4 protein-coding genes, 6 tRNA genes and 8 rRNA genes are annotated in these 21,589 nt (G+C 43.4%); 1 reads left to right on the top strand and 17 read right to left on the bottom strand.

Features of this window, described 5'->3' with window-relative positions:
• Positions 1-99 precede the first annotated feature (99 nt).
• The 17 genes from AB3G33_RS08510 to AB3G33_RS08430 form a co-directional block, all read right to left on the bottom strand.
• Positions 100-2,985, bottom strand: a 23S ribosomal RNA gene (locus tag AB3G33_RS08510).
• A gap of 184 nt (positions 2,986-3,169) precedes the next feature.
• Positions 3,170-3,243: transfer RNA gene (locus AB3G33_RS08505), tRNA-Ala, on the bottom strand.
• Between the two features lie 93 nt (positions 3,244-3,336).
• Positions 3,337-3,410, bottom strand: a tRNA-Ile gene (locus AB3G33_RS08500).
• 127 nt (positions 3,411-3,537) lie between these two features.
• Positions 3,538-5,051: ribosomal RNA gene (locus tag AB3G33_RS08495) — 16S ribosomal RNA — on the bottom strand.
• 3 nt (positions 5,052-5,054) lie between these two features.
• A complete protein-coding gene (locus tag AB3G33_RS08490; RefSeq protein WP_367768211.1) occupies positions 5,055-5,219 on the bottom strand; it encodes a hypothetical protein in 165 nt (54 codons plus the stop codon).
• Between the two features lie 1,237 nt (positions 5,220-6,456).
• Positions 6,457-6,566: ribosomal RNA gene (gene rrf, locus AB3G33_RS08485) — 5S ribosomal RNA — on the bottom strand.
• Between the two features lie 163 nt (positions 6,567-6,729).
• Positions 6,730-9,615 (bottom strand): 23S ribosomal RNA (locus AB3G33_RS08480).
• 184 nt (positions 9,616-9,799) lie between these two features.
• Positions 9,800-9,873, bottom strand: a tRNA-Ala gene (locus AB3G33_RS08475).
• 93 nt (positions 9,874-9,966) lie between these two features.
• Positions 9,967-10,040 (bottom strand) — tRNA-Ile (locus tag AB3G33_RS08470).
• A gap of 127 nt (positions 10,041-10,167) precedes the next feature.
• A 16S ribosomal RNA gene (locus AB3G33_RS08465) occupies positions 10,168-11,681 on the bottom strand.
• A gap of 3 nt (positions 11,682-11,684) precedes the next feature.
• The gene (locus tag AB3G33_RS08460; RefSeq protein WP_367768211.1) at positions 11,685-11,849 is read right to left on the bottom strand and encodes a hypothetical protein; all 165 of its coding nucleotides are present in this window, start codon (positions 11,847-11,849) and stop codon (positions 11,685-11,687) included.
• A gap of 1,237 nt (positions 11,850-13,086) precedes the next feature.
• A 5S ribosomal RNA gene (gene rrf, locus AB3G33_RS08455) occupies positions 13,087-13,196 on the bottom strand.
• Positions 13,197-13,359: 163 nt separating this feature from the next.
• A 23S ribosomal RNA gene (locus tag AB3G33_RS08450) occupies positions 13,360-16,245 on the bottom strand.
• 184 nt (positions 16,246-16,429) lie between these two features.
• A tRNA-Ala gene (locus AB3G33_RS08445) sits at positions 16,430-16,503 on the bottom strand.
• A 115-nt stretch (positions 16,504-16,618) separates the two neighbouring features.
• A tRNA-Ile gene (locus tag AB3G33_RS08440) sits at positions 16,619-16,692 on the bottom strand.
• Between the two features lie 127 nt (positions 16,693-16,819).
• Positions 16,820-18,333: ribosomal RNA gene (locus AB3G33_RS08435) — 16S ribosomal RNA — on the bottom strand.
• The 16S, 23S and 5S rRNA genes sit together here with 6 tRNA genes alongside, the layout of an rRNA operon.
• Positions 18,334-18,336: 3 nt before the next feature.
• Positions 18,337-18,501 (bottom strand): hypothetical protein, encoded by a 165-nt coding sequence (locus tag AB3G33_RS08430; RefSeq protein WP_367768211.1) that lies wholly within the window; start codon positions 18,499-18,501, stop codon positions 18,337-18,339.
• A gap of 1,103 nt (positions 18,502-19,604) precedes the next feature.
• On the opposite strand from AB3G33_RS08430, the gene thrS reads away from it, so the two are divergent.
• A complete protein-coding gene (gene thrS, locus AB3G33_RS08425; protein ID WP_367768208.1) occupies positions 19,605-21,551 on the top strand; it encodes a threonine--tRNA ligase in 1,947 nt (648 codons plus the stop codon).
• The last annotated feature ends 38 nt before the right edge of the window (positions 21,552-21,589 follow it).

The raw sequence follows: 21,589 nt of genomic DNA, 5'->3' as shown, positions 1-21,589 counted from the left end.
ACAATATCTTAACATACTGAGATAAAGAAAAAAATATTAGTTCCTGAACGAATCTAGGAATTAGAAAGTTTCCCCAGCCTCTTGCGAGGCTGGAAAGGTGTACATAAGCTTACGGATTATTAGTACTACTCGACTATGACATTACTGCCTTTACATCTATAGCCTATCAACGTGGTCATCTCCCACGATCCTTAAAAGAAATCTCATCTTGTGGTGGGTTTCGCGCTTATATGCTTTCAGCGCTTATCCCTTCCAAACGTAGCTACTCTGCCATGCCACTGGCGTGACAACAGATACACTAGAGGTTTGTCCAATTCGGTCCTCTCGTACTAGAATCAGATCCACTCAAATTTCTTGCGCCCACAGTAGATAGAGACCGAACTGTCTCACGACGTTCTGAACCCAGCTCGCGTGCCACTTTAATGGGCGAACAGCCCAACCCTTGGGACCTTCTCCAGCCCCAGGATGTGACGAGCCGACATCGAGGTGCCAAACCCCCCCGTCGATATGAGCTCTTGGGGGAGATCAGCCTGTTATCCCCGGCGTACCTTTTATCCTTTGAGCGATGGCCCTTCCATGCGGAACCACCGGATCACTATGCTCTACTTTCGTACCTGATCGACCTGTATGTCTCTCAGTCAAGCTCCCTTATGCCATTGCACTCTACGCACGGTTACCAAGCGTACTGAGGGAACCTTTAGAAGCCTCCGTTACTCTTTTGGAGGCGACCACCCCAGTCAAACTACCCACCAAGCAATGTCCCCCGCAAAACGGGGTTAGGCCTCAGATAAACAAAGGGTTGTATTTCAACAATGACTCCACAACGCCTAGCGACGCCACTTCACAGTCTCCAACCTATCCTACACATCATTTATCCAAGGTCAATACTAAGCTATAGTAAAGGTGCACAGGGTCTTTTCGTCCCACTGCGGGTAAACGGCATCTTCACCGTTACTACAATTTCACCGAGCTCATGGCTGAGACAGTGTCCAGATCGTTACACCATTCGTGCAGGTCGGAACTTACCCGACAAGGAATTTCGCTACCTTAGGACCGTTATAGTTACGGCCGCCGTTTACTGGGGCTTCATTTCAATGCTTCTGGTTACCCATAACATCTCCACTTAACCTTCCAGCACCGGGCAGGTGTCAGGCCCTATACTTCATCTTACGATTTTGCAGAGCCCTGTGTTTTTGATAAACAGTCGCCTGGACCTCTTCACTGCGGCCAGCATTGCTGCTGGCGACCCTTCTCCCGAAGTTACGGGTCTATTTTGCCTAATTCCTTAGCCATGAATCTCTCGAGCACCTTAGAATTCTCATCTCGACTACCTGTGTCGGTTTGCGGTACGGGTACTATTAACCTGAAGTTTAGAGGTTTTTCTTGGAAGCCCTTAGGTGCACTATCTCTTTGTCCGAAGACGCCGAGTACTATCGTATTTCCCCAAAACCCGTGGATTTGCCTGCGGGTCTTATAGGTAGGTACTTCAACGAACTATTCCGTCAGTTCGCGGCACTTTCATCACTCCGTCACCCCATCACAGTTAACAGTAGTACGGGAATATTAACCCGTTGTCCATCGACTGTCCCTTTCGGGTTCGCCTTAGGTCCCGACTAACCCACAGCTGATTAGCATAGCTGTGGAAACCTTAGTCTTTCGGTGTGCGGGTTTCTCGCCCGCATTATCGTTACTTATGCCTACATTTTCTTTTCTCACCGGTCCAGCATACCTTACGATACACCTTCTACCCTGTGAGAATGCTCCCCTACCACTTACAATAAATTGTAAATCCATAGCTTCGGTAATATACTTATGCCCGATTATTATCCATGCTCGTCCGCTCGACTAGTGAGCTGTTACGCACTCTTTAAATGAATGGCTGCTTCCAAGCCAACATCCTAGCTGTCTATGCAGACAAACCTCGTTCTTTCAACTTAGTATATATTTGGGGACCTTAGCTGATGGTCTGGGTTCTTTCCCTCTCGGACTTGGACCTTAGCACCCAAGCCCTCACTGTTAGTGAACATTATATAGCATTCGGAGTTTGTCAGGAATTGGTAGGCGGTGAAGCCCCCGCATCCAATCAGTAGCTCTACCTCTATATAACTTTATAACTAACGCTGCACCTAAATGCATTTCGGGGAGTACGAGCTATTTCCGAGTTTGATTGGCCTTTCACCCCTACCCACAGATCATCCCAAGACTTTTCAACGTCAACGGGTTCGGTCCTCCACTATGTGTTACCACAGCTTCAACCTGTCCATGGGTAGATCACACGGTTTCGCGTCTAACACTACTGACTAAAGCGCCCTATTCAGACTCGCTTTCGCTACGGATCCGTGGCTTAACCACTTATCCTTGCCAGCAACGTTAACTCGTAGGCTCATTATGCAAAAGGCACGCCGTCACCCCACGAAAGGGCTCCGACCGCTTGTAAGCGTATGGTTTCAGGATCTATTTCACTCCGTTATTCACGGTTCTTTTCACCTTTCCCTCACGGTACTGGTTCACTATCGGTCTCTCAGGAGTATTTAGCCTTAGCGGATGGTCCCGCCAAATTCAGACAGGATTTCTCGTGTCCCGCCCTACTCAGGATACCACTATCAATTATATCACTTACCTATACAGGACTATCACCCTCTTTGGTTCTACTTTCCAGTAGATTCTAGTTCGTTTTACATTAAATATCGTGGTCCTACAACCCCAACATTGCCGTAACAACATTGGTTTGGGCTAATCCGCGTTCGCTCGCCACTACTTACGGAATCACTTTTGTTTTCTTCTCCTCCGCCTACTTAGATGTTTCAGTTCAGCGGGTTTGCCCACCTATCGGTGTACTAGATCTTCAATCTAGTGGGTTGCCCCATTCAGGTATCTACGGATCAATCGGTGTGTGCCCGTCCCCGTAGCTTTTCGCAGCTTATCACGCCTTTCATCGCCTCTGAGAGCCAAGGCATCCCCCATACGCCCTTATTTTGCTTATTGTACCAATCCTAAAATTAATTAGGACCGTTTTTGTTTGTTTTCTACTATAAATAGTAAAAAACGCTTTCTACTTTTTATATTTTTCTTATCTCAATATGTCAATGAACTTTTATCGCTAGTTTAATCGTTTTTTCGTTTAATCGTTTAACCGATTTAACAAATCAACGTATCAACTTTTGATTTGTGGAGAATAACGGAGTCGAACCGTTGACCTCCTGCGTGCAAGGCAGGCGCTCTAGCCAGCTGAGCTAATCCCCCAATCTATTTATGAATTGTGAATTAATTAAGCATGAATCTTTGATCCATGATTTCTCAACTCCAGATTTCTTCTTTTTATTTAAGTATAAATAGTTGTCTCGGACAGACTCGAACTGTCGACCCCTACATTATCAGTGTAGTACTCTAACCAGCTGAGCTACGAGACACTCTTATTCTTAAATTGTATTATTTGAACTAACAGCAAGAGTAATAAATTCTTAATCTTTGTTTCCACTTTCTCTTTTAGTCTCTTTCCCTACCGTGCTTATAAATAAGCTAACACTAAGGCTCTAGAAAGGAGGTGTTCCAGCCGCACCTTCCGGTACGGCTACCTTGTTACGACTTAGCCCTAGTTACCAGTTTTACCCTAGGCAGCTCCTTGCGGTCACCGACTTCAGGCACCCCCAGCTTCCATGGCTTGACGGGCGGTGTGTACAAGGCCCGGGAACGTATTCACCGGATCATGGCTGATATCCGATTACTAGCGATTCCAGCTTCACGGAGTCGAGTTGCAGACTCCGATCCGAACTGTGACCGGTTTTGTAGATTCGCTCCTGGTCGCCCAGTGGCTGCTCTCTGTACCGGCCATTGTAGCACGTGTGTAGCCCAAGGCGTAAGGGCCGTGATGATTTGACGTCATCCCCACCTTCCTCACAGTTTGCACTGGCAGTCTCGTTAGAGTTCCCGACATGACTCGCTGGCAACTAACAACAGGGGTTGCGCTCGTTATAGGACTTAACCTGACACCTCACGGCACGAGCTGACGACAACCATGCAGCACCTTGTAAATTGTCTTGCGAAAAGTCTGTTTCCAAACCGGTCAATCTACATTTAAGCCTTGGTAAGGTTCCTCGCGTATCATCGAATTAAACCACATGCTCCACCGCTTGTGCGGGCCCCCGTCAATTCCTTTGAGTTTCAAACTTGCGTTCGTACTCCCCAGGTGGGATACTTATCACTTTCGCTTAGCCACTGAGATTGCTCCCAACAGCTAGTATCCATCGTTTACGGCGTGGACTACCAGGGTATCTAATCCTGTTCGCTACCCACGCTTTCGTCCATCAGCGTCAATATATTAGTAGTAACCTGCCTTCGCAATTGGTATTCCATGTAATCTCTAAGCATTTCACCGCTACACTACATATTCTAGTTACTTCCTAATAATTCAAGTCTAGCAGTATCAATGGCCGTTCCACCGTTGAGCGATGGGCTTTCACCACTGACTTACTAAACCGCCTACGGACCCTTTAAACCCAATGATTCCGGATAACGCTTGGATCCTCCGTATTACCGCGGCTGCTGGCACGGAGTTAGCCGATCCTTATTCTTACGATACCGTCAAGCTCCTTCACGAAGGAGTGTTTCTTCTCGTATAAAAGCAGTTTACAATCCATAGGACCGTCATCCTGCACGCGGCATGGCTGGATCAGGCTTGCGCCCATTGTCCAATATTCCTCACTGCTGCCTCCCGTAGGAGTCTGGTCCGTGTCTCAGTACCAGTGTGGGGGATCTCCCTCTCAGGACCCCTACCCATCGTAGCCTTGGTATGCCGTTACCATACCAACTAGCTAATGGGACGCATGCTCATCTTTCACCGATAAATCTTTAATAATTAAATGATGCCATTCAATTATACTATGAGGTATTAATCCAAATTTCTCTGGGCTATCCCTTTGTGAAAGGTAGATTGCATACGCGTTACGCACCCGTGCGCCGGTCTCTAATTCCGAAGAACTATACCCCTCGACTTGCATGTGTTAAGCCTGCCGCTAGCGTTCATCCTGAGCCAGGATCAAACTCTTCATCGTATATTATGCGAGAACCATAAATGATTCTCTATTTATTTTTGACTGAAGGTCTAGTGGTTTTTTCAAATCTCTCGATTCTATTACTCTTATTCTTTTGTCTTTGAAATCTCTCTCAAAAACGGCTGTCAATTCAATATGTCTAGGAACGTGTCTTATCTTGTTTTCCACTCGTAGCAACACTTAACGTGTCGCTCGAAGCGGGTGCAAAAGTAGATATTACTTTTAAACCTCACAAGCTTTTTTGAAACTTTTTTAGAAAATAAATTTCCTAATTAATTCCGTTTGCTTGCCAGTATTTTAAAGAACGTCTGCGTTGTTGCGGGTGCAAAAATAACACCTTTATACCGTTATTCAATACTTTTAATGCCTTTTTTTTAACCTTTTCGAAACTTTGTTTTTAAGTTGTTGAAAACCCGTATTTTAAATAAAGTTTTTTTATCCATCCAATACTCCCTTATCGACAGAGAAGCTTTAATAAAGCAGTTTGAACTACCTCCGCAAAATATAGCCTTTCCCAATAGCACTTCTATCGTCCTAACAAGACAGACTAACTCCGCTCTTTCAATCGTATTTTATCCCAAAAAAGCTTCTCTAAAAAAAAGAATGACCATATGAGATACGCCCAAGCCCCTTTTAAAGTCTGATCAACCCTAAATCAAAAACCAAAAACAGACAGTAGCAACTCCCTAAAGCAAAGCAAGTCCTTAAAATCGTCAGCAATCAGTTCCAATCTTTACCCAAACCGCGCTTCATTGACATAACAAAGCAATACTCTCGTAGCTCTTATCCAAAAATATTCTTTTAAAAGAATGCAAAATGAAATTAAGAAATCCACTTTAGACAACTCCTGTTCCATTTAAATTTCAATAACAATTGGATGAACCCTTGAGAGGTCTGATTTTTTTAGTCTAACCACGAAAATCGGATACTGTCATCGAATCATTCAAAAATACCCGTAAATTGTTTGCAGTAAAAATACATTCCAAACCTTTAGTGTTATAATTCAGTGAGAATTTCGTTTATGTTCCTATTGACTTATTTACTAGAGAATAAATTAAACTAAAGTCAATTGTCAGACTAAAATATATTAAGTTGATATTCCCTTATTTAATCTCAATCAAAAACCACTTCATTACATAACAAATGCTTTCGTCACTATAAATAATAAAACTATTACCCATACCAAAATCTAATAATTACTGCTTTGGTACATTTTTATATTCAGAAAAAAAGGTGATTTACATAGCAAAATCTGCCGAACTACGGTTGGATTAGATATATTGTTCTGAAAACACATAAATCATTAGGATTACTATTTCTTCTCTAATACCCATTCCTTGAAGAAAAATCGATTTTTTTTGCGCACAAAAAAACCCTATTCACATAAATGAATAGGGTTTTTAAAGAAAGGCGACGACATACTCTCCCACATAACTGCAGTACCATCTGCGCAGGCGGGCTTAACTACTCTGTTCGGGATGGGAAGAGGTGAGCCCCGCCGCAATAACCACCTTAAGAAGTTATAATTGCTTTGGGCAATTTTTCAATGATTGTTTATCTTACGATAAAAATCTATTGAACAATATCTTAACATACTGAGATAAAGAAAAAAATATTAGTTCCTGAACGAATCTAGGAATTAGAAAGTTTCCCCAGCCTCTTGCGAGGCTGGAAAGGTGTACATAAGCTTACGGATTATTAGTACTACTCGACTATGACATTACTGCCTTTACATCTATAGCCTATCAACGTGGTCATCTCCCACGATCCTTAAAAGAAATCTCATCTTGTGGTGGGTTTCGCGCTTATATGCTTTCAGCGCTTATCCCTTCCAAACGTAGCTACTCTGCCATGCCACTGGCGTGACAACAGATACACTAGAGGTTTGTCCAATTCGGTCCTCTCGTACTAGAATCAGATCCACTCAAATTTCTTGCGCCCACAGTAGATAGAGACCGAACTGTCTCACGACGTTCTGAACCCAGCTCGCGTGCCACTTTAATGGGCGAACAGCCCAACCCTTGGGACCTTCTCCAGCCCCAGGATGTGACGAGCCGACATCGAGGTGCCAAACCCCCCCGTCGATATGAGCTCTTGGGGGAGATCAGCCTGTTATCCCCGGCGTACCTTTTATCCTTTGAGCGATGGCCCTTCCATGCGGAACCACCGGATCACTATGCTCTACTTTCGTACCTGATCGACCTGTATGTCTCTCAGTCAAGCTCCCTTATGCCATTGCACTCTACGCACGGTTACCAAGCGTACTGAGGGAACCTTTAGAAGCCTCCGTTACTCTTTTGGAGGCGACCACCCCAGTCAAACTACCCACCAAGCAATGTCCCCCGCAAAACGGGGTTAGGCCTCAGATAAACAAAGGGTTGTATTTCAACAATGACTCCACAACGCCTAGCGACGCCACTTCACAGTCTCCAACCTATCCTACACATCATTTATCCAAGGTCAATACTAAGCTATAGTAAAGGTGCACAGGGTCTTTTCGTCCCACTGCGGGTAAACGGCATCTTCACCGTTACTACAATTTCACCGAGCTCATGGCTGAGACAGTGTCCAGATCGTTACACCATTCGTGCAGGTCGGAACTTACCCGACAAGGAATTTCGCTACCTTAGGACCGTTATAGTTACGGCCGCCGTTTACTGGGGCTTCATTTCAATGCTTCTGGTTACCCATAACATCTCCACTTAACCTTCCAGCACCGGGCAGGTGTCAGGCCCTATACTTCATCTTACGATTTTGCAGAGCCCTGTGTTTTTGATAAACAGTCGCCTGGACCTCTTCACTGCGGCCAGCATTGCTGCTGGCGACCCTTCTCCCGAAGTTACGGGTCTATTTTGCCTAATTCCTTAGCCATGAATCTCTCGAGCACCTTAGAATTCTCATCTCGACTACCTGTGTCGGTTTGCGGTACGGGTACTATTAACCTGAAGTTTAGAGGTTTTTCTTGGAAGCCCTTAGGTGCACTATCTCTTTGTCCGAAGACGCCGAGTACTATCGTATTTCCCCAAAACCCGTGGATTTGCCTGCGGGTCTTATAGGTAGGTACTTCAACGAACTATTCCGTCAGTTCGCGGCACTTTCATCACTCCGTCACCCCATCACAGTTAACAGTAGTACGGGAATATTAACCCGTTGTCCATCGACTGTCCCTTTCGGGTTCGCCTTAGGTCCCGACTAACCCACAGCTGATTAGCATAGCTGTGGAAACCTTAGTCTTTCGGTGTGCGGGTTTCTCGCCCGCATTATCGTTACTTATGCCTACATTTTCTTTTCTCACCGGTCCAGCATACCTTACGATACACCTTCTACCCTGTGAGAATGCTCCCCTACCACTTACAATAAATTGTAAATCCATAGCTTCGGTAATATACTTATGCCCGATTATTATCCATGCTCGTCCGCTCGACTAGTGAGCTGTTACGCACTCTTTAAATGAATGGCTGCTTCCAAGCCAACATCCTAGCTGTCTATGCAGACAAACCTCGTTCTTTCAACTTAGTATATATTTGGGGACCTTAGCTGATGGTCTGGGTTCTTTCCCTCTCGGACTTGGACCTTAGCACCCAAGCCCTCACTGTTAGTGAACATTATATAGCATTCGGAGTTTGTCAGGAATTGGTAGGCGGTGAAGCCCCCGCATCCAATCAGTAGCTCTACCTCTATATAACTTTATAACTAACGCTGCACCTAAATGCATTTCGGGGAGTACGAGCTATTTCCGAGTTTGATTGGCCTTTCACCCCTACCCACAGATCATCCCAAGACTTTTCAACGTCAACGGGTTCGGTCCTCCACTATGTGTTACCACAGCTTCAACCTGTCCATGGGTAGATCACACGGTTTCGCGTCTAACACTACTGACTAAAGCGCCCTATTCAGACTCGCTTTCGCTACGGATCCGTGGCTTAACCACTTATCCTTGCCAGCAACGTTAACTCGTAGGCTCATTATGCAAAAGGCACGCCGTCACCCCACGAAAGGGCTCCGACCGCTTGTAAGCGTATGGTTTCAGGATCTATTTCACTCCGTTATTCACGGTTCTTTTCACCTTTCCCTCACGGTACTGGTTCACTATCGGTCTCTCAGGAGTATTTAGCCTTAGCGGATGGTCCCGCCAAATTCAGACAGGATTTCTCGTGTCCCGCCCTACTCAGGATACCACTATCAATTATATCACTTACCTATACAGGACTATCACCCTCTTTGGTTCTACTTTCCAGTAGATTCTAGTTCGTTTTACATTAAATATCGTGGTCCTACAACCCCAACATTGCCGTAACAACATTGGTTTGGGCTAATCCGCGTTCGCTCGCCACTACTTACGGAATCACTTTTGTTTTCTTCTCCTCCGCCTACTTAGATGTTTCAGTTCAGCGGGTTTGCCCACCTATCGGTGTACTAGATCTTCAATCTAGTGGGTTGCCCCATTCAGGTATCTACGGATCAATCGGTGTGTGCCCGTCCCCGTAGCTTTTCGCAGCTTATCACGCCTTTCATCGCCTCTGAGAGCCAAGGCATCCCCCATACGCCCTTATTTTGCTTATTGTACCAATCCTAAAATTAATTAGGACCGTTTTTGTTTGTTTTCTACTATAAATAGTAAAAAACGCTTTCTACTTTTTATATTTTTCTTATCTCAATATGTCAATGAACTTTTATCGCTAGTTTAATCGTTTTTTCGTTTAATCGTTTAACCGATTTAACAAATCAACGTATCAACTTTTGATTTGTGGAGAATAACGGAGTCGAACCGTTGACCTCCTGCGTGCAAGGCAGGCGCTCTAGCCAGCTGAGCTAATCCCCCAATCTATTTATGAATTGTGAATTAATTAAGCATGAATCTTTGATCCATGATTTCTCAACTCCAGATTTCTTCTTTTTATTTAAGTATAAATAGTTGTCTCGGACAGACTCGAACTGTCGACCCCTACATTATCAGTGTAGTACTCTAACCAGCTGAGCTACGAGACACTCTTATTCTTAAATTGTATTATTTGAACTAACAGCAAGAGTAATAAATTCTTAATCTTTGTTTCCACTTTCTCTTTTAGTCTCTTTCCCTACCGTGCTTATAAATAAGCTAACACTAAGGCTCTAGAAAGGAGGTGTTCCAGCCGCACCTTCCGGTACGGCTACCTTGTTACGACTTAGCCCTAGTTACCAGTTTTACCCTAGGCAGCTCCTTGCGGTCACCGACTTCAGGCACCCCCAGCTTCCATGGCTTGACGGGCGGTGTGTACAAGGCCCGGGAACGTATTCACCGGATCATGGCTGATATCCGATTACTAGCGATTCCAGCTTCACGGAGTCGAGTTGCAGACTCCGATCCGAACTGTGACCGGTTTTGTAGATTCGCTCCTGGTCGCCCAGTGGCTGCTCTCTGTACCGGCCATTGTAGCACGTGTGTAGCCCAAGGCGTAAGGGCCGTGATGATTTGACGTCATCCCCACCTTCCTCACAGTTTGCACTGGCAGTCTCGTTAGAGTTCCCGACATGACTCGCTGGCAACTAACAACAGGGGTTGCGCTCGTTATAGGACTTAACCTGACACCTCACGGCACGAGCTGACGACAACCATGCAGCACCTTGTAAATTGTCTTGCGAAAAGTCTGTTTCCAAACCGGTCAATCTACATTTAAGCCTTGGTAAGGTTCCTCGCGTATCATCGAATTAAACCACATGCTCCACCGCTTGTGCGGGCCCCCGTCAATTCCTTTGAGTTTCAAACTTGCGTTCGTACTCCCCAGGTGGGATACTTATCACTTTCGCTTAGCCACTGAGATTGCTCCCAACAGCTAGTATCCATCGTTTACGGCGTGGACTACCAGGGTATCTAATCCTGTTCGCTACCCACGCTTTCGTCCATCAGCGTCAATATATTAGTAGTAACCTGCCTTCGCAATTGGTATTCCATGTAATCTCTAAGCATTTCACCGCTACACTACATATTCTAGTTACTTCCTAATAATTCAAGTCTAGCAGTATCAATGGCCGTTCCACCGTTGAGCGATGGGCTTTCACCACTGACTTACTAAACCGCCTACGGACCCTTTAAACCCAATGATTCCGGATAACGCTTGGATCCTCCGTATTACCGCGGCTGCTGGCACGGAGTTAGCCGATCCTTATTCTTACGATACCGTCAAGCTCCTTCACGAAGGAGTGTTTCTTCTCGTATAAAAGCAGTTTACAATCCATAGGACCGTCATCCTGCACGCGGCATGGCTGGATCAGGCTTGCGCCCATTGTCCAATATTCCTCACTGCTGCCTCCCGTAGGAGTCTGGTCCGTGTCTCAGTACCAGTGTGGGGGATCTCCCTCTCAGGACCCCTACCCATCGTAGCCTTGGTATGCCGTTACCATACCAACTAGCTAATGGGACGCATGCTCATCTTTCACCGATAAATCTTTAATAATTAAATGATGCCATTCAATTATACTATGAGGTATTAATCCAAATTTCTCTGGGCTATCCCTTTGTGAAAGGTAGATTGCATACGCGTTACGCACCCGTGCGCCGGTCTCTAATTCCGAAGAACTATACCCCTCGACTTGCATGTGTTAAGCCTGCCGCTAGCGTTCATCCTGAGCCAGGATCAAACTCTTCATCGTATATTATGCGAGAACCATAAATGATTCTCTATTTATTTTTGACTGAAGGTCTAGTGGTTTTTTCAAATCTCTCGATTCTATTACTCTTATTCTTTTGTCTTTGAAATCTCTCTCAAAAACGGCTGTCAATTCAATATGTCTAGGAACGTGTCTTATCTTGTTTTCCACTCGTAGCAACACTTAACGTGTCGCTCGAAGCGGGTGCAAAAGTAGATATTACTTTTAAACCTCACAAGCTTTTTTGAAACTTTTTTAGAAAATAAATTTCCTAATTAATTCCGTTTGCTTGCCAGTATTTTAAAGAACGTCTGCGTTGTTGCGGGTGCAAAAATAACACCTTTATACCGTTATTCAATACTTTTAATGCCTTTTTTTTAACCTTTTCGAAACTTTGTTTTTAAGTTGTTGAAAACCCGTATTTTAAATAAAGTTTTTTTATCCATCCAATACTCCCTTATCGACAGAGAAGCTTTAATAAAGCAGTTTGAACTACCTCCGCAAAATATAGCCTTTCCCAATAGCACTTCTATCGTCCTAACAAGACAGACTAACTCCGCTCTTTCAATCGTATTTTATCCCAAAAAAGCTTCTCTAAAAAAAAGAATGACCATATGAGATACGCCCAAGCCCCTTTTAAAGTCTGATCAACCCTAAATCAAAAACCAAAAACAGACAGTAGCAACTCCCTAAAGCAAAGCAAGTCCTTAAAATCGTCAGCAATCAGTTCCAATCTTTACCCAAACCGCGCTTCATTGACATAACAAAGCAATACTCTCGTAGCTCTTATCCAAAAATATTCTTTTAAAAGAATGCAAAATGAAATTAAGAAATCCACTTTAGACAACTCCTGTTCCATTTAAATTTCAATAACAATTGGATGAACCCTTGAGAGGTCTGATTTTTTTAGTCTAACCACGAAAATCGGATACTGTCATCGAATCATTCAAAAATACCCGTAAATTGTTTGCAGTAAAAATACATTCCAAACCTTTAGTGTTATAATTCAGTGAGAATTTCGTTTATGTTCCTATTGACTTATTTACTAGAGAATAAATTAAACTAAAGTCAATTGTCAGACTAAAATATATTAAGTTGATATTCCCTTATTTAATCTCAATCAAAAACCACTTCATTACATAACAAATGCTTTCGTCACTATAAATAATAAAACTATTACCCATACCAAAATCTAATAATTACTGCTTTGGTACATTTTTATATTCAGAAAAAAAGGTGATTTACATAGCAAAATCTGCCGAACTACGGTTGGATTAGATATATTGTTCTGAAAACACATAAATCATTAGGATTACTATTTCTTCTCTAATACCCATTCCTTGAAGAAAAATCGATTTTTTTTGCGCACAAAAAAACCCTATTCACATAAATGAATAGGGTTTTTAAAGAAAGGCGACGACATACTCTCCCACATAACTGCAGTACCATCTGCGCAGGCGGGCTTAACTACTCTGTTCGGGATGGGAAGAGGTGAGCCCCGCCGCAATAACCACCTTAAGAAGTTATAATTGCTTTGGGCAATTTTTCAATGATTGTTTATCTTACGATAAAAATCTATTGAACAATATCTTAACATACTGAGATAAAGAAAAAAATATTAGTTCCTGAACGAATCTAGGAATTAGAAAGTTTCCCCAGCCTCTTGCGAGGCTGGAAAGGTGTACATAAGCTTACGGATTATTAGTACTACTCGACTATGACATTACTGCCTTTACATCTATAGCCTATCAACGTGGTCATCTCCCACGATCCTTAAAAGAAATCTCATCTTGTGGTGGGTTTCGCGCTTATATGCTTTCAGCGCTTATCCCTTCCAAACGTAGCTACTCTGCCATGCCACTGGCGTGACAACAGATACACTAGAGGTTTGTCCAATTCGGTCCTCTCGTACTAGAATCAGATCCACTCAAATTTCTTGCGCCCACAGTAGATAGAGACCGAACTGTCTCACGACGTTCTGAACCCAGCTCGCGTGCCACTTTAATGGGCGAACAGCCCAACCCTTGGGACCTTCTCCAGCCCCAGGATGTGACGAGCCGACATCGAGGTGCCAAACCCCCCCGTCGATATGAGCTCTTGGGGGAGATCAGCCTGTTATCCCCGGCGTACCTTTTATCCTTTGAGCGATGGCCCTTCCATGCGGAACCACCGGATCACTATGCTCTACTTTCGTACCTGATCGACCTGTATGTCTCTCAGTCAAGCTCCCTTATGCCATTGCACTCTACGCACGGTTACCAAGCGTACTGAGGGAACCTTTAGAAGCCTCCGTTACTCTTTTGGAGGCGACCACCCCAGTCAAACTACCCACCAAGCAATGTCCCCCGCAAAACGGGGTTAGGCCTCAGATAAACAAAGGGTTGTATTTCAACAATGACTCCACAACGCCTAGCGACGCCACTTCACAGTCTCCAACCTATCCTACACATCATTTATCCAAGGTCAATACTAAGCTATAGTAAAGGTGCACAGGGTCTTTTCGTCCCACTGCGGGTAAACGGCATCTTCACCGTTACTACAATTTCACCGAGCTCATGGCTGAGACAGTGTCCAGATCGTTACACCATTCGTGCAGGTCGGAACTTACCCGACAAGGAATTTCGCTACCTTAGGACCGTTATAGTTACGGCCGCCGTTTACTGGGGCTTCATTTCAATGCTTCTGGTTACCCATAACATCTCCACTTAACCTTCCAGCACCGGGCAGGTGTCAGGCCCTATACTTCATCTTACGATTTTGCAGAGCCCTGTGTTTTTGATAAACAGTCGCCTGGACCTCTTCACTGCGGCCAGCATTGCTGCTGGCGACCCTTCTCCCGAAGTTACGGGTCTATTTTGCCTAATTCCTTAGCCATGAATCTCTCGAGCACCTTAGAATTCTCATCTCGACTACCTGTGTCGGTTTGCGGTACGGGTACTATTAACCTGAAGTTTAGAGGTTTTTCTTGGAAGCCCTTAGGTGCACTATCTCTTTGTCCGAAGACGCCGAGTACTATCGTATTTCCCCAAAACCCGTGGATTTGCCTGCGGGTCTTATAGGTAGGTACTTCAACGAACTATTCCGTCAGTTCGCGGCACTTTCATCACTCCGTCACCCCATCACAGTTAACAGTAGTACGGGAATATTAACCCGTTGTCCATCGACTGTCCCTTTCGGGTTCGCCTTAGGTCCCGACTAACCCACAGCTGATTAGCATAGCTGTGGAAACCTTAGTCTTTCGGTGTGCGGGTTTCTCGCCCGCATTATCGTTACTTATGCCTACATTTTCTTTTCTCACCGGTCCAGCATACCTTACGATACACCTTCTACCCTGTGAGAATGCTCCCCTACCACTTACAATAAATTGTAAATCCATAGCTTCGGTAATATACTTATGCCCGATTATTATCCATGCTCGTCCGCTCGACTAGTGAGCTGTTACGCACTCTTTAAATGAATGGCTGCTTCCAAGCCAACATCCTAGCTGTCTATGCAGACAAACCTCGTTCTTTCAACTTAGTATATATTTGGGGACCTTAGCTGATGGTCTGGGTTCTTTCCCTCTCGGACTTGGACCTTAGCACCCAAGCCCTCACTGTTAGTGAACATTATATAGCATTCGGAGTTTGTCAGGAATTGGTAGGCGGTGAAGCCCCCGCATCCAATCAGTAGCTCTACCTCTATATAACTTTATAACTAACGCTGCACCTAAATGCATTTCGGGGAGTACGAGCTATTTCCGAGTTTGATTGGCCTTTCACCCCTACCCACAGATCATCCCAAGACTTTTCAACGTCAACGGGTTCGGTCCTCCACTATGTGTTACCACAGCTTCAACCTGTCCATGGGTAGATCACACGGTTTCGCGTCTAACACTACTGACTAAAGCGCCCTATTCAGACTCGCTTTCGCTACGGATCCGTGGCTTAACCACTTATCCTTGCCAGCAACGTTAACTCGTAGGCTCATTATGCAAAAGGCACGCCGTCACCCCACGAAAGGGCTCCGACCGCTTGTAAGCGTATGGTTTCAGGATCTATTTCACTCCGTTATTCACGGTTCTTTTCACCTTTCCCTCACGGTACTGGTTCACTATCGGTCTCTCAGGAGTATTTAGCCTTAGCGGATGGTCCCGCCAAATTCAGACAGGATTTCTCGTGTCCCGCCCTACTCAGGATACCACTATCAATTATATCACTTACCTATACAGGACTATCACCCTCTTTGGTTCTACTTTCCAGTAGATTCTAGTTCGTTTTACATTAAATATCGTGGTCCTACAACCCCAACATTGCCGTAACAACATTGGTTTGGGCTAATCCGCGTTCGCTCGCCACTACTTACGGAATCACTTTTGTTTTCTTCTCCTCCGCCTACTTAGATGTTTCAGTTCAGCGGGTTTGCCCACCTATCGGTGTACTAGATCTTCAATCTAGTGGGTTGCCCCATTCAGGTATCTACGGATCAATCGGTGTGTGCCCGTCCCCGTAGCTTTTCGCAGCTTATCACGCCTTTCATCGCCTCTGAGAGCCAAGGCATCCCCCATACGCCCTTATTTTGCTTATTGTACCAATCCTAAAATTAATTAGGACCGTTTTTGTTTGTTTTCTACTATAAATAGTAAAAAACGCTTTCTACTTTTTATATTTTTCTTATCTCAATATGTCAATGAACTTTTATCGCTAGTTTAATCGTTTTTTCGTTTAATCGTTTAACCGATTTAACAAATCAACGTATCAACTTTTGATTTGTGGAGAATAACGGAGTCGAACCGTTGACCTCCTGCGTGCAAGGCAGGCGCTCTAGCCAGCTGAGCTAATCCCCCGTTTCAAATTTTAAATTATGAATGGTGAATTTTGAATTAATGTATAATTCATACTCATACTTCTAAAATTTCCTTTTATTCTGAATTTATTTCAGAATCTATTTAAGTTTAATAGTTGTCTCGGACAGACTCGAACTGTCGACCCCTACATTATCAGTGTAGTACTCTAACCAGCTGAGCTACGAGACACTCTTATTCTTAAATGGTATTATTTGAACTAACAGCAAGAGTAATAAATTCTTAATCTTTGTTTCCACTTTCTCTTTTCGTCTCTTTCCCTACCGTGCTTATAAATAAGCTAACACTAAGGCTCTAGAAAGGAGGTGTTCCAGCCGCACCTTCCGGTACGGCTACCTTGTTACGACTTAGCCCTAGTTACCAGTTTTACCCTAGGCAGCTCCTTGCGGTCACCGACTTCAGGCACCCCCAGCTTCCATGGCTTGACGGGCGGTGTGTACAAGGCCCGGGAACGTATTCACCGGATCATGGCTGATATCCGATTACTAGCGATTCCAGCTTCACGGAGTCGAGTTGCAGACTCCGATCCGAACTGTGACCGGTTTTGTAGATTCGCTCCTGGTCGCCCAGTGGCTGCTCTCTGTACCGGCCATTGTAGCACGTGTGTAGCCCAAGGCGTAAGGGCCGTGATGATTTGACGTCATCCCCACCTTCCTCACAGTTTGCACTGGCAGTCTCGTTAGAGTTCCCGACATGACTCGCTGGCAACTAACAACAGGGGTTGCGCTCGTTATAGGACTTAACCTGACACCTCACGGCACGAGCTGACGACAACCATGCAGCACCTTGTAAATTGTCTTGCGAAAAGTCTGTTTCCAAACCGGTCAATCTACATTTAAGCCTTGGTAAGGTTCCTCGCGTATCATCGAATTAAACCACATGCTCCACCGCTTGTGCGGGCCCCCGTCAATTCCTTTGAGTTTCAAACTTGCGTTCGTACTCCCCAGGTGGGATACTTATCACTTTCGCTTAGCCACTGAGATTGCTCCCAACAGCTAGTATCCATCGTTTACGGCGTGGACTACCAGGGTATCTAATCCTGTTCGCTACCCACGCTTTCGTCCATCAGCGTCAATATATTAGTAGTAACCTGCCTTCGCAATTGGTATTCCATGTAATCTCTAAGCATTTCACCGCTACACTACATATTCTAGTTACTTCCTAATAATTCAAGTCTAGCAGTATCAATGGCCGTTCCACCGTTGAGCGATGGGCTTTCACCACTGACTTACTAAACCGCCTACGGACCCTTTAAACCCAATGATTCCGGATAACGCTTGGATCCTCCGTATTACCGCGGCTGCTGGCACGGAGTTAGCCGATCCTTATTCTTACGATACCGTCAAGCTCCTTCACGAAGGAGTGTTTCTTCTCGTATAAAAGCAGTTTACAATCCATAGGACCGTCATCCTGCACGCGGCATGGCTGGATCAGGCTTGCGCCCATTGTCCAATATTCCTCACTGCTGCCTCCCGTAGGAGTCTGGTCCGTGTCTCAGTACCAGTGTGGGGGATCTCCCTCTCAGGACCCCTACCCATCGTAGCCTTGGTATGCCGTTACCATACCAACTAGCTAATGGGACGCATGCTCATCTTTCACCGATAAATCTTTAATAATTAAATGATGCCATTCAATTATACTATGAGGTATTAATCCAAATTTCTCTGGGCTATCCCTTTGTGAAAGGTAGATTGCATACGCGTTACGCACCCGTGCGCCGGTCTCTAATTCCGAAGAACTATACCCCTCGACTTGCATGTGTTAAGCCTGCCGCTAGCGTTCATCCTGAGCCAGGATCAAACTCTTCATCGTATATTATGCGAGAACCATAAATGATTCTCTATTTATTTTTGACTGAAGGTCTAGTGGTTTTTTCAAATCTCTCGATTCTATTACTCTTATTCTTTTGTCTTTGAAATCTCTCTCAAAAACGGCTGTCAATTCAATATGTCTAGGAACGTGTCTTATCTTGTTTTCCACTCGTAGCAACACTTAACGTGTTTCTCGAAGCGGGTGCAAAAGTACAACTTCTCTTTTTATCTGGCAAGAAAAATTTGAAGTTTTTTAGAAAAATAAATCTTTCTTTTTCTTCTCTTCTCTTATCAACTTATCAAGGAACGTTGCGCATTTAGCGGGGTGCAAAAGTAACTATCACTTTTAAATCTCACAAGCTTTTTTGAAACTTTTTTTGAAAATAAATTTTCTGCCTTGTTTCGTTTGCTTGCCAGTATTTGAAAGAACGTCTGCGTTGTTGCGGGTGCAAAAGTAGACTCTTTAAACCGTTATTCAATACTTTTTAACCGCTTTTCTTTGCTTTATTTGCGATTTATTTTTAACACATTGGAAATGTAGAACTTGAACATGGGGTTGGTTTGCGGTTTTTTAAAATTGTTGGACAAATCTTTTAGGGATTGTAATGTTTGCACGGTTGCCGTGCTTTTTTCCCTAACATATAAGTCATATAAGTTTTGTTTTAATCCTTGTTGATCGTGGGTTTTGATTCGGATTGTTAGATTTGAACCATATAAGTAATAGAAGATCATAGAAGCTGGAAGAAATTATCCTCTACCTGGCCCTCTCCGAAGGAAAAGGAGACTCTACGGATGTTTATTGTGGCGCTTTTTGGTTTTACGCTTTGCGGTTTATAAACACATAAGCTTTTCGTAAATACCTTATATGACTTATATGATGAGAAACAAGTACTACATTAGCACTTTATATAATTAAAAGGCCTTTATCAACTAGAGGTATAACGCTGCACCTTGAGCTACAATATCTAGTAGACAGCCTATCCTTATATATAGGTAACAAAAACAGTTTTTGAAATCGAAAATTTATAGAGAGCACCTTGCCCTAGCCCTGATAGAAGTGGAAATCCTACTGAGCAGTTGTACGGCGAGGTAGATTGTAGCGAATAGCAGGAAATAGCTCCTAAAAACCCTCCCTTACTTTATATGCATAAGGGATTAACAGTACAAAAACCCCCTTTTTAGTATTACACCTATATTATATGGAACAAACCTTATATATATATTGTATGTATTTTTGTAATGTTTATATTTGCATTCTTAAATTAATAAACAATGATTAAGATTACTTTGCCCGATGGGTCAGTTAGAGAGTATGCGCTAGACGTAACTCCTATGGATGTTGCTAAAAGCATTAGCGAAGGATTTGCTAGAAATGTTATTTCGGCTTCTTTTAATGGTACAACTATTGAAACCACAACTCCTTTGACGACGGACGGTAGCCTTATATTATATACATGGAATGACGAAGGCGGAAAGAAAGCTTTTTGGCATTCGACTTCGCACGTGATGGCACAAGTTCTTGAGGAAATGTACCCTGGTATTAAATTAACTCTTGGACCTGCAATTGCTAATGGGTTTTATTATGATGTAGATTTTGAAGAGCAAAAAATCACAGAAGCAGATTTTAAGAAAATTGAAGACCGTGTTCTTGAAATTTCAAGAGGAAAACATGAATTTAAATTGCGTCCTGTAACTAAAGCAGAAGCTTTGGAATTATACAAAGACAATGTTTACAAAACAGAAATGATTACAAATCTTGAGGACGGAACAATTACGTTTTGTGATCATGATACCTTTACAGACTTATGCCGTGGTGGACATATTCCAAATACTGGAATAATCAAGGCAATGAAAATCATGAGCGTTGCTGGTGCATACTGGCGTGGTGATGAAAAGAACAAACAGTTAACTCGTGTTTACGGAACATCATTCCCAAAACAAAAAGATTTAACAGAGTACCTATTATTACTTGAAGAAGCAAAAAGACGTGACCATAGAAAATTAGGTAAGGAATTAGAATTATTTGCTTTCTCAGCAAAAGTAGGACAAGGTTTACCGTTATGGCTACCTAAAGGAGCTGCATTGAGAGAGCGTTTAGAGCAATTCTTGAAGAAAGCACAAAAGAAAGCAGGTTACGAACAAGTGGTTACACCGCATATTGGACAGAAAGAATTGTATGTTACTTCTGGACACTATGCTAAATATGGTGCTGATAGTTTTCAGCCGATAAGCACACCTCATGAAGGAGAAGAGTTTTTATTGAAACCAATGAACTGCCCTCATCACTGTGAGATCTACAATGTGAGACCATGGTCCTACAAAGATTTACCAAAGCGTTATGCTGAATTTGGTACTGTTTACAGATATGAGCAAAGTGGAGAGTTGCATGGTTTAACCCGTGTGCGTGGTTTTACTCAGGATGATGCGCATATTTTTTGTACTCCAGAACAGCTTGACGAAGAGTTTAAAAAAGTAATTGACTTAGTACTTTATGTATTTGGTTCATTAGGATTCGAAAACTTTACTGCCCAGATATCTTTAAGAGACAAAGAGAATAGAGAAAAATACATAGGAACTGATGAAAACTGGGAGAAAGCAGAAAATGCAATTATCAATGCTGCAGCAGATAAAGGCTTGACCACTGTAGTAGAATATGGCGAAGCTGCTTTCTATGGTCCAAAGCTGGATTTCATGGTGAAGGATGCTCTTGGCAGACAATGGCAATTAGGAACTATTCAGGTAGATTATAACCTTCCTGAACGTTTTGACTTGACATACAAAGGATCTGACAATGAATTACATAGACCCGTAATGATTCATAGAGCACCGTTTGGATCTATGGAGCGCTTTATAGCCATCTTACTAGAACATACTGCAGGAAATTTCCCACTCTGGCTAATGCCTGAACAGGCTATTATATTGTCTTTGAGTGAGAAATATGAAATATATGCCAAAAAAGTTTTAGATTTGCTAGAAAATCACGAAATTCGCGCCCTCATTGACAACCGAAACGAGACGATTGGGAAGAAAATTAGAGATGCTGAAATGCAGAAGATCCCATTCATGTTGATTGTAGGTGAGGAAGAAGAGAAAAACGGAACTATATCCATCCGTCGTCATGGACAGGAAGGAAAAGGGAATATTACCATTACAATAGAAGAATTTGCTGCTATTGTAGATGAAGAGATTAAAAAAACATTAAAAGTATTTACAGTTTAACTTAAATTATAAAGTCATAGCAATAAGAAGCAACAGAG

Source organism: Flavobacterium sp. WC2421, assembly GCF_040822115.1.
GTDB lineage: Bacteria > Bacteroidota > Bacteroidia > Flavobacteriales > Flavobacteriaceae > Flavobacterium.
The sequence above is the reverse complement of the archived record's forward strand: the minus strand, read 5'-3'. Positions and strand labels throughout refer to the sequence as shown.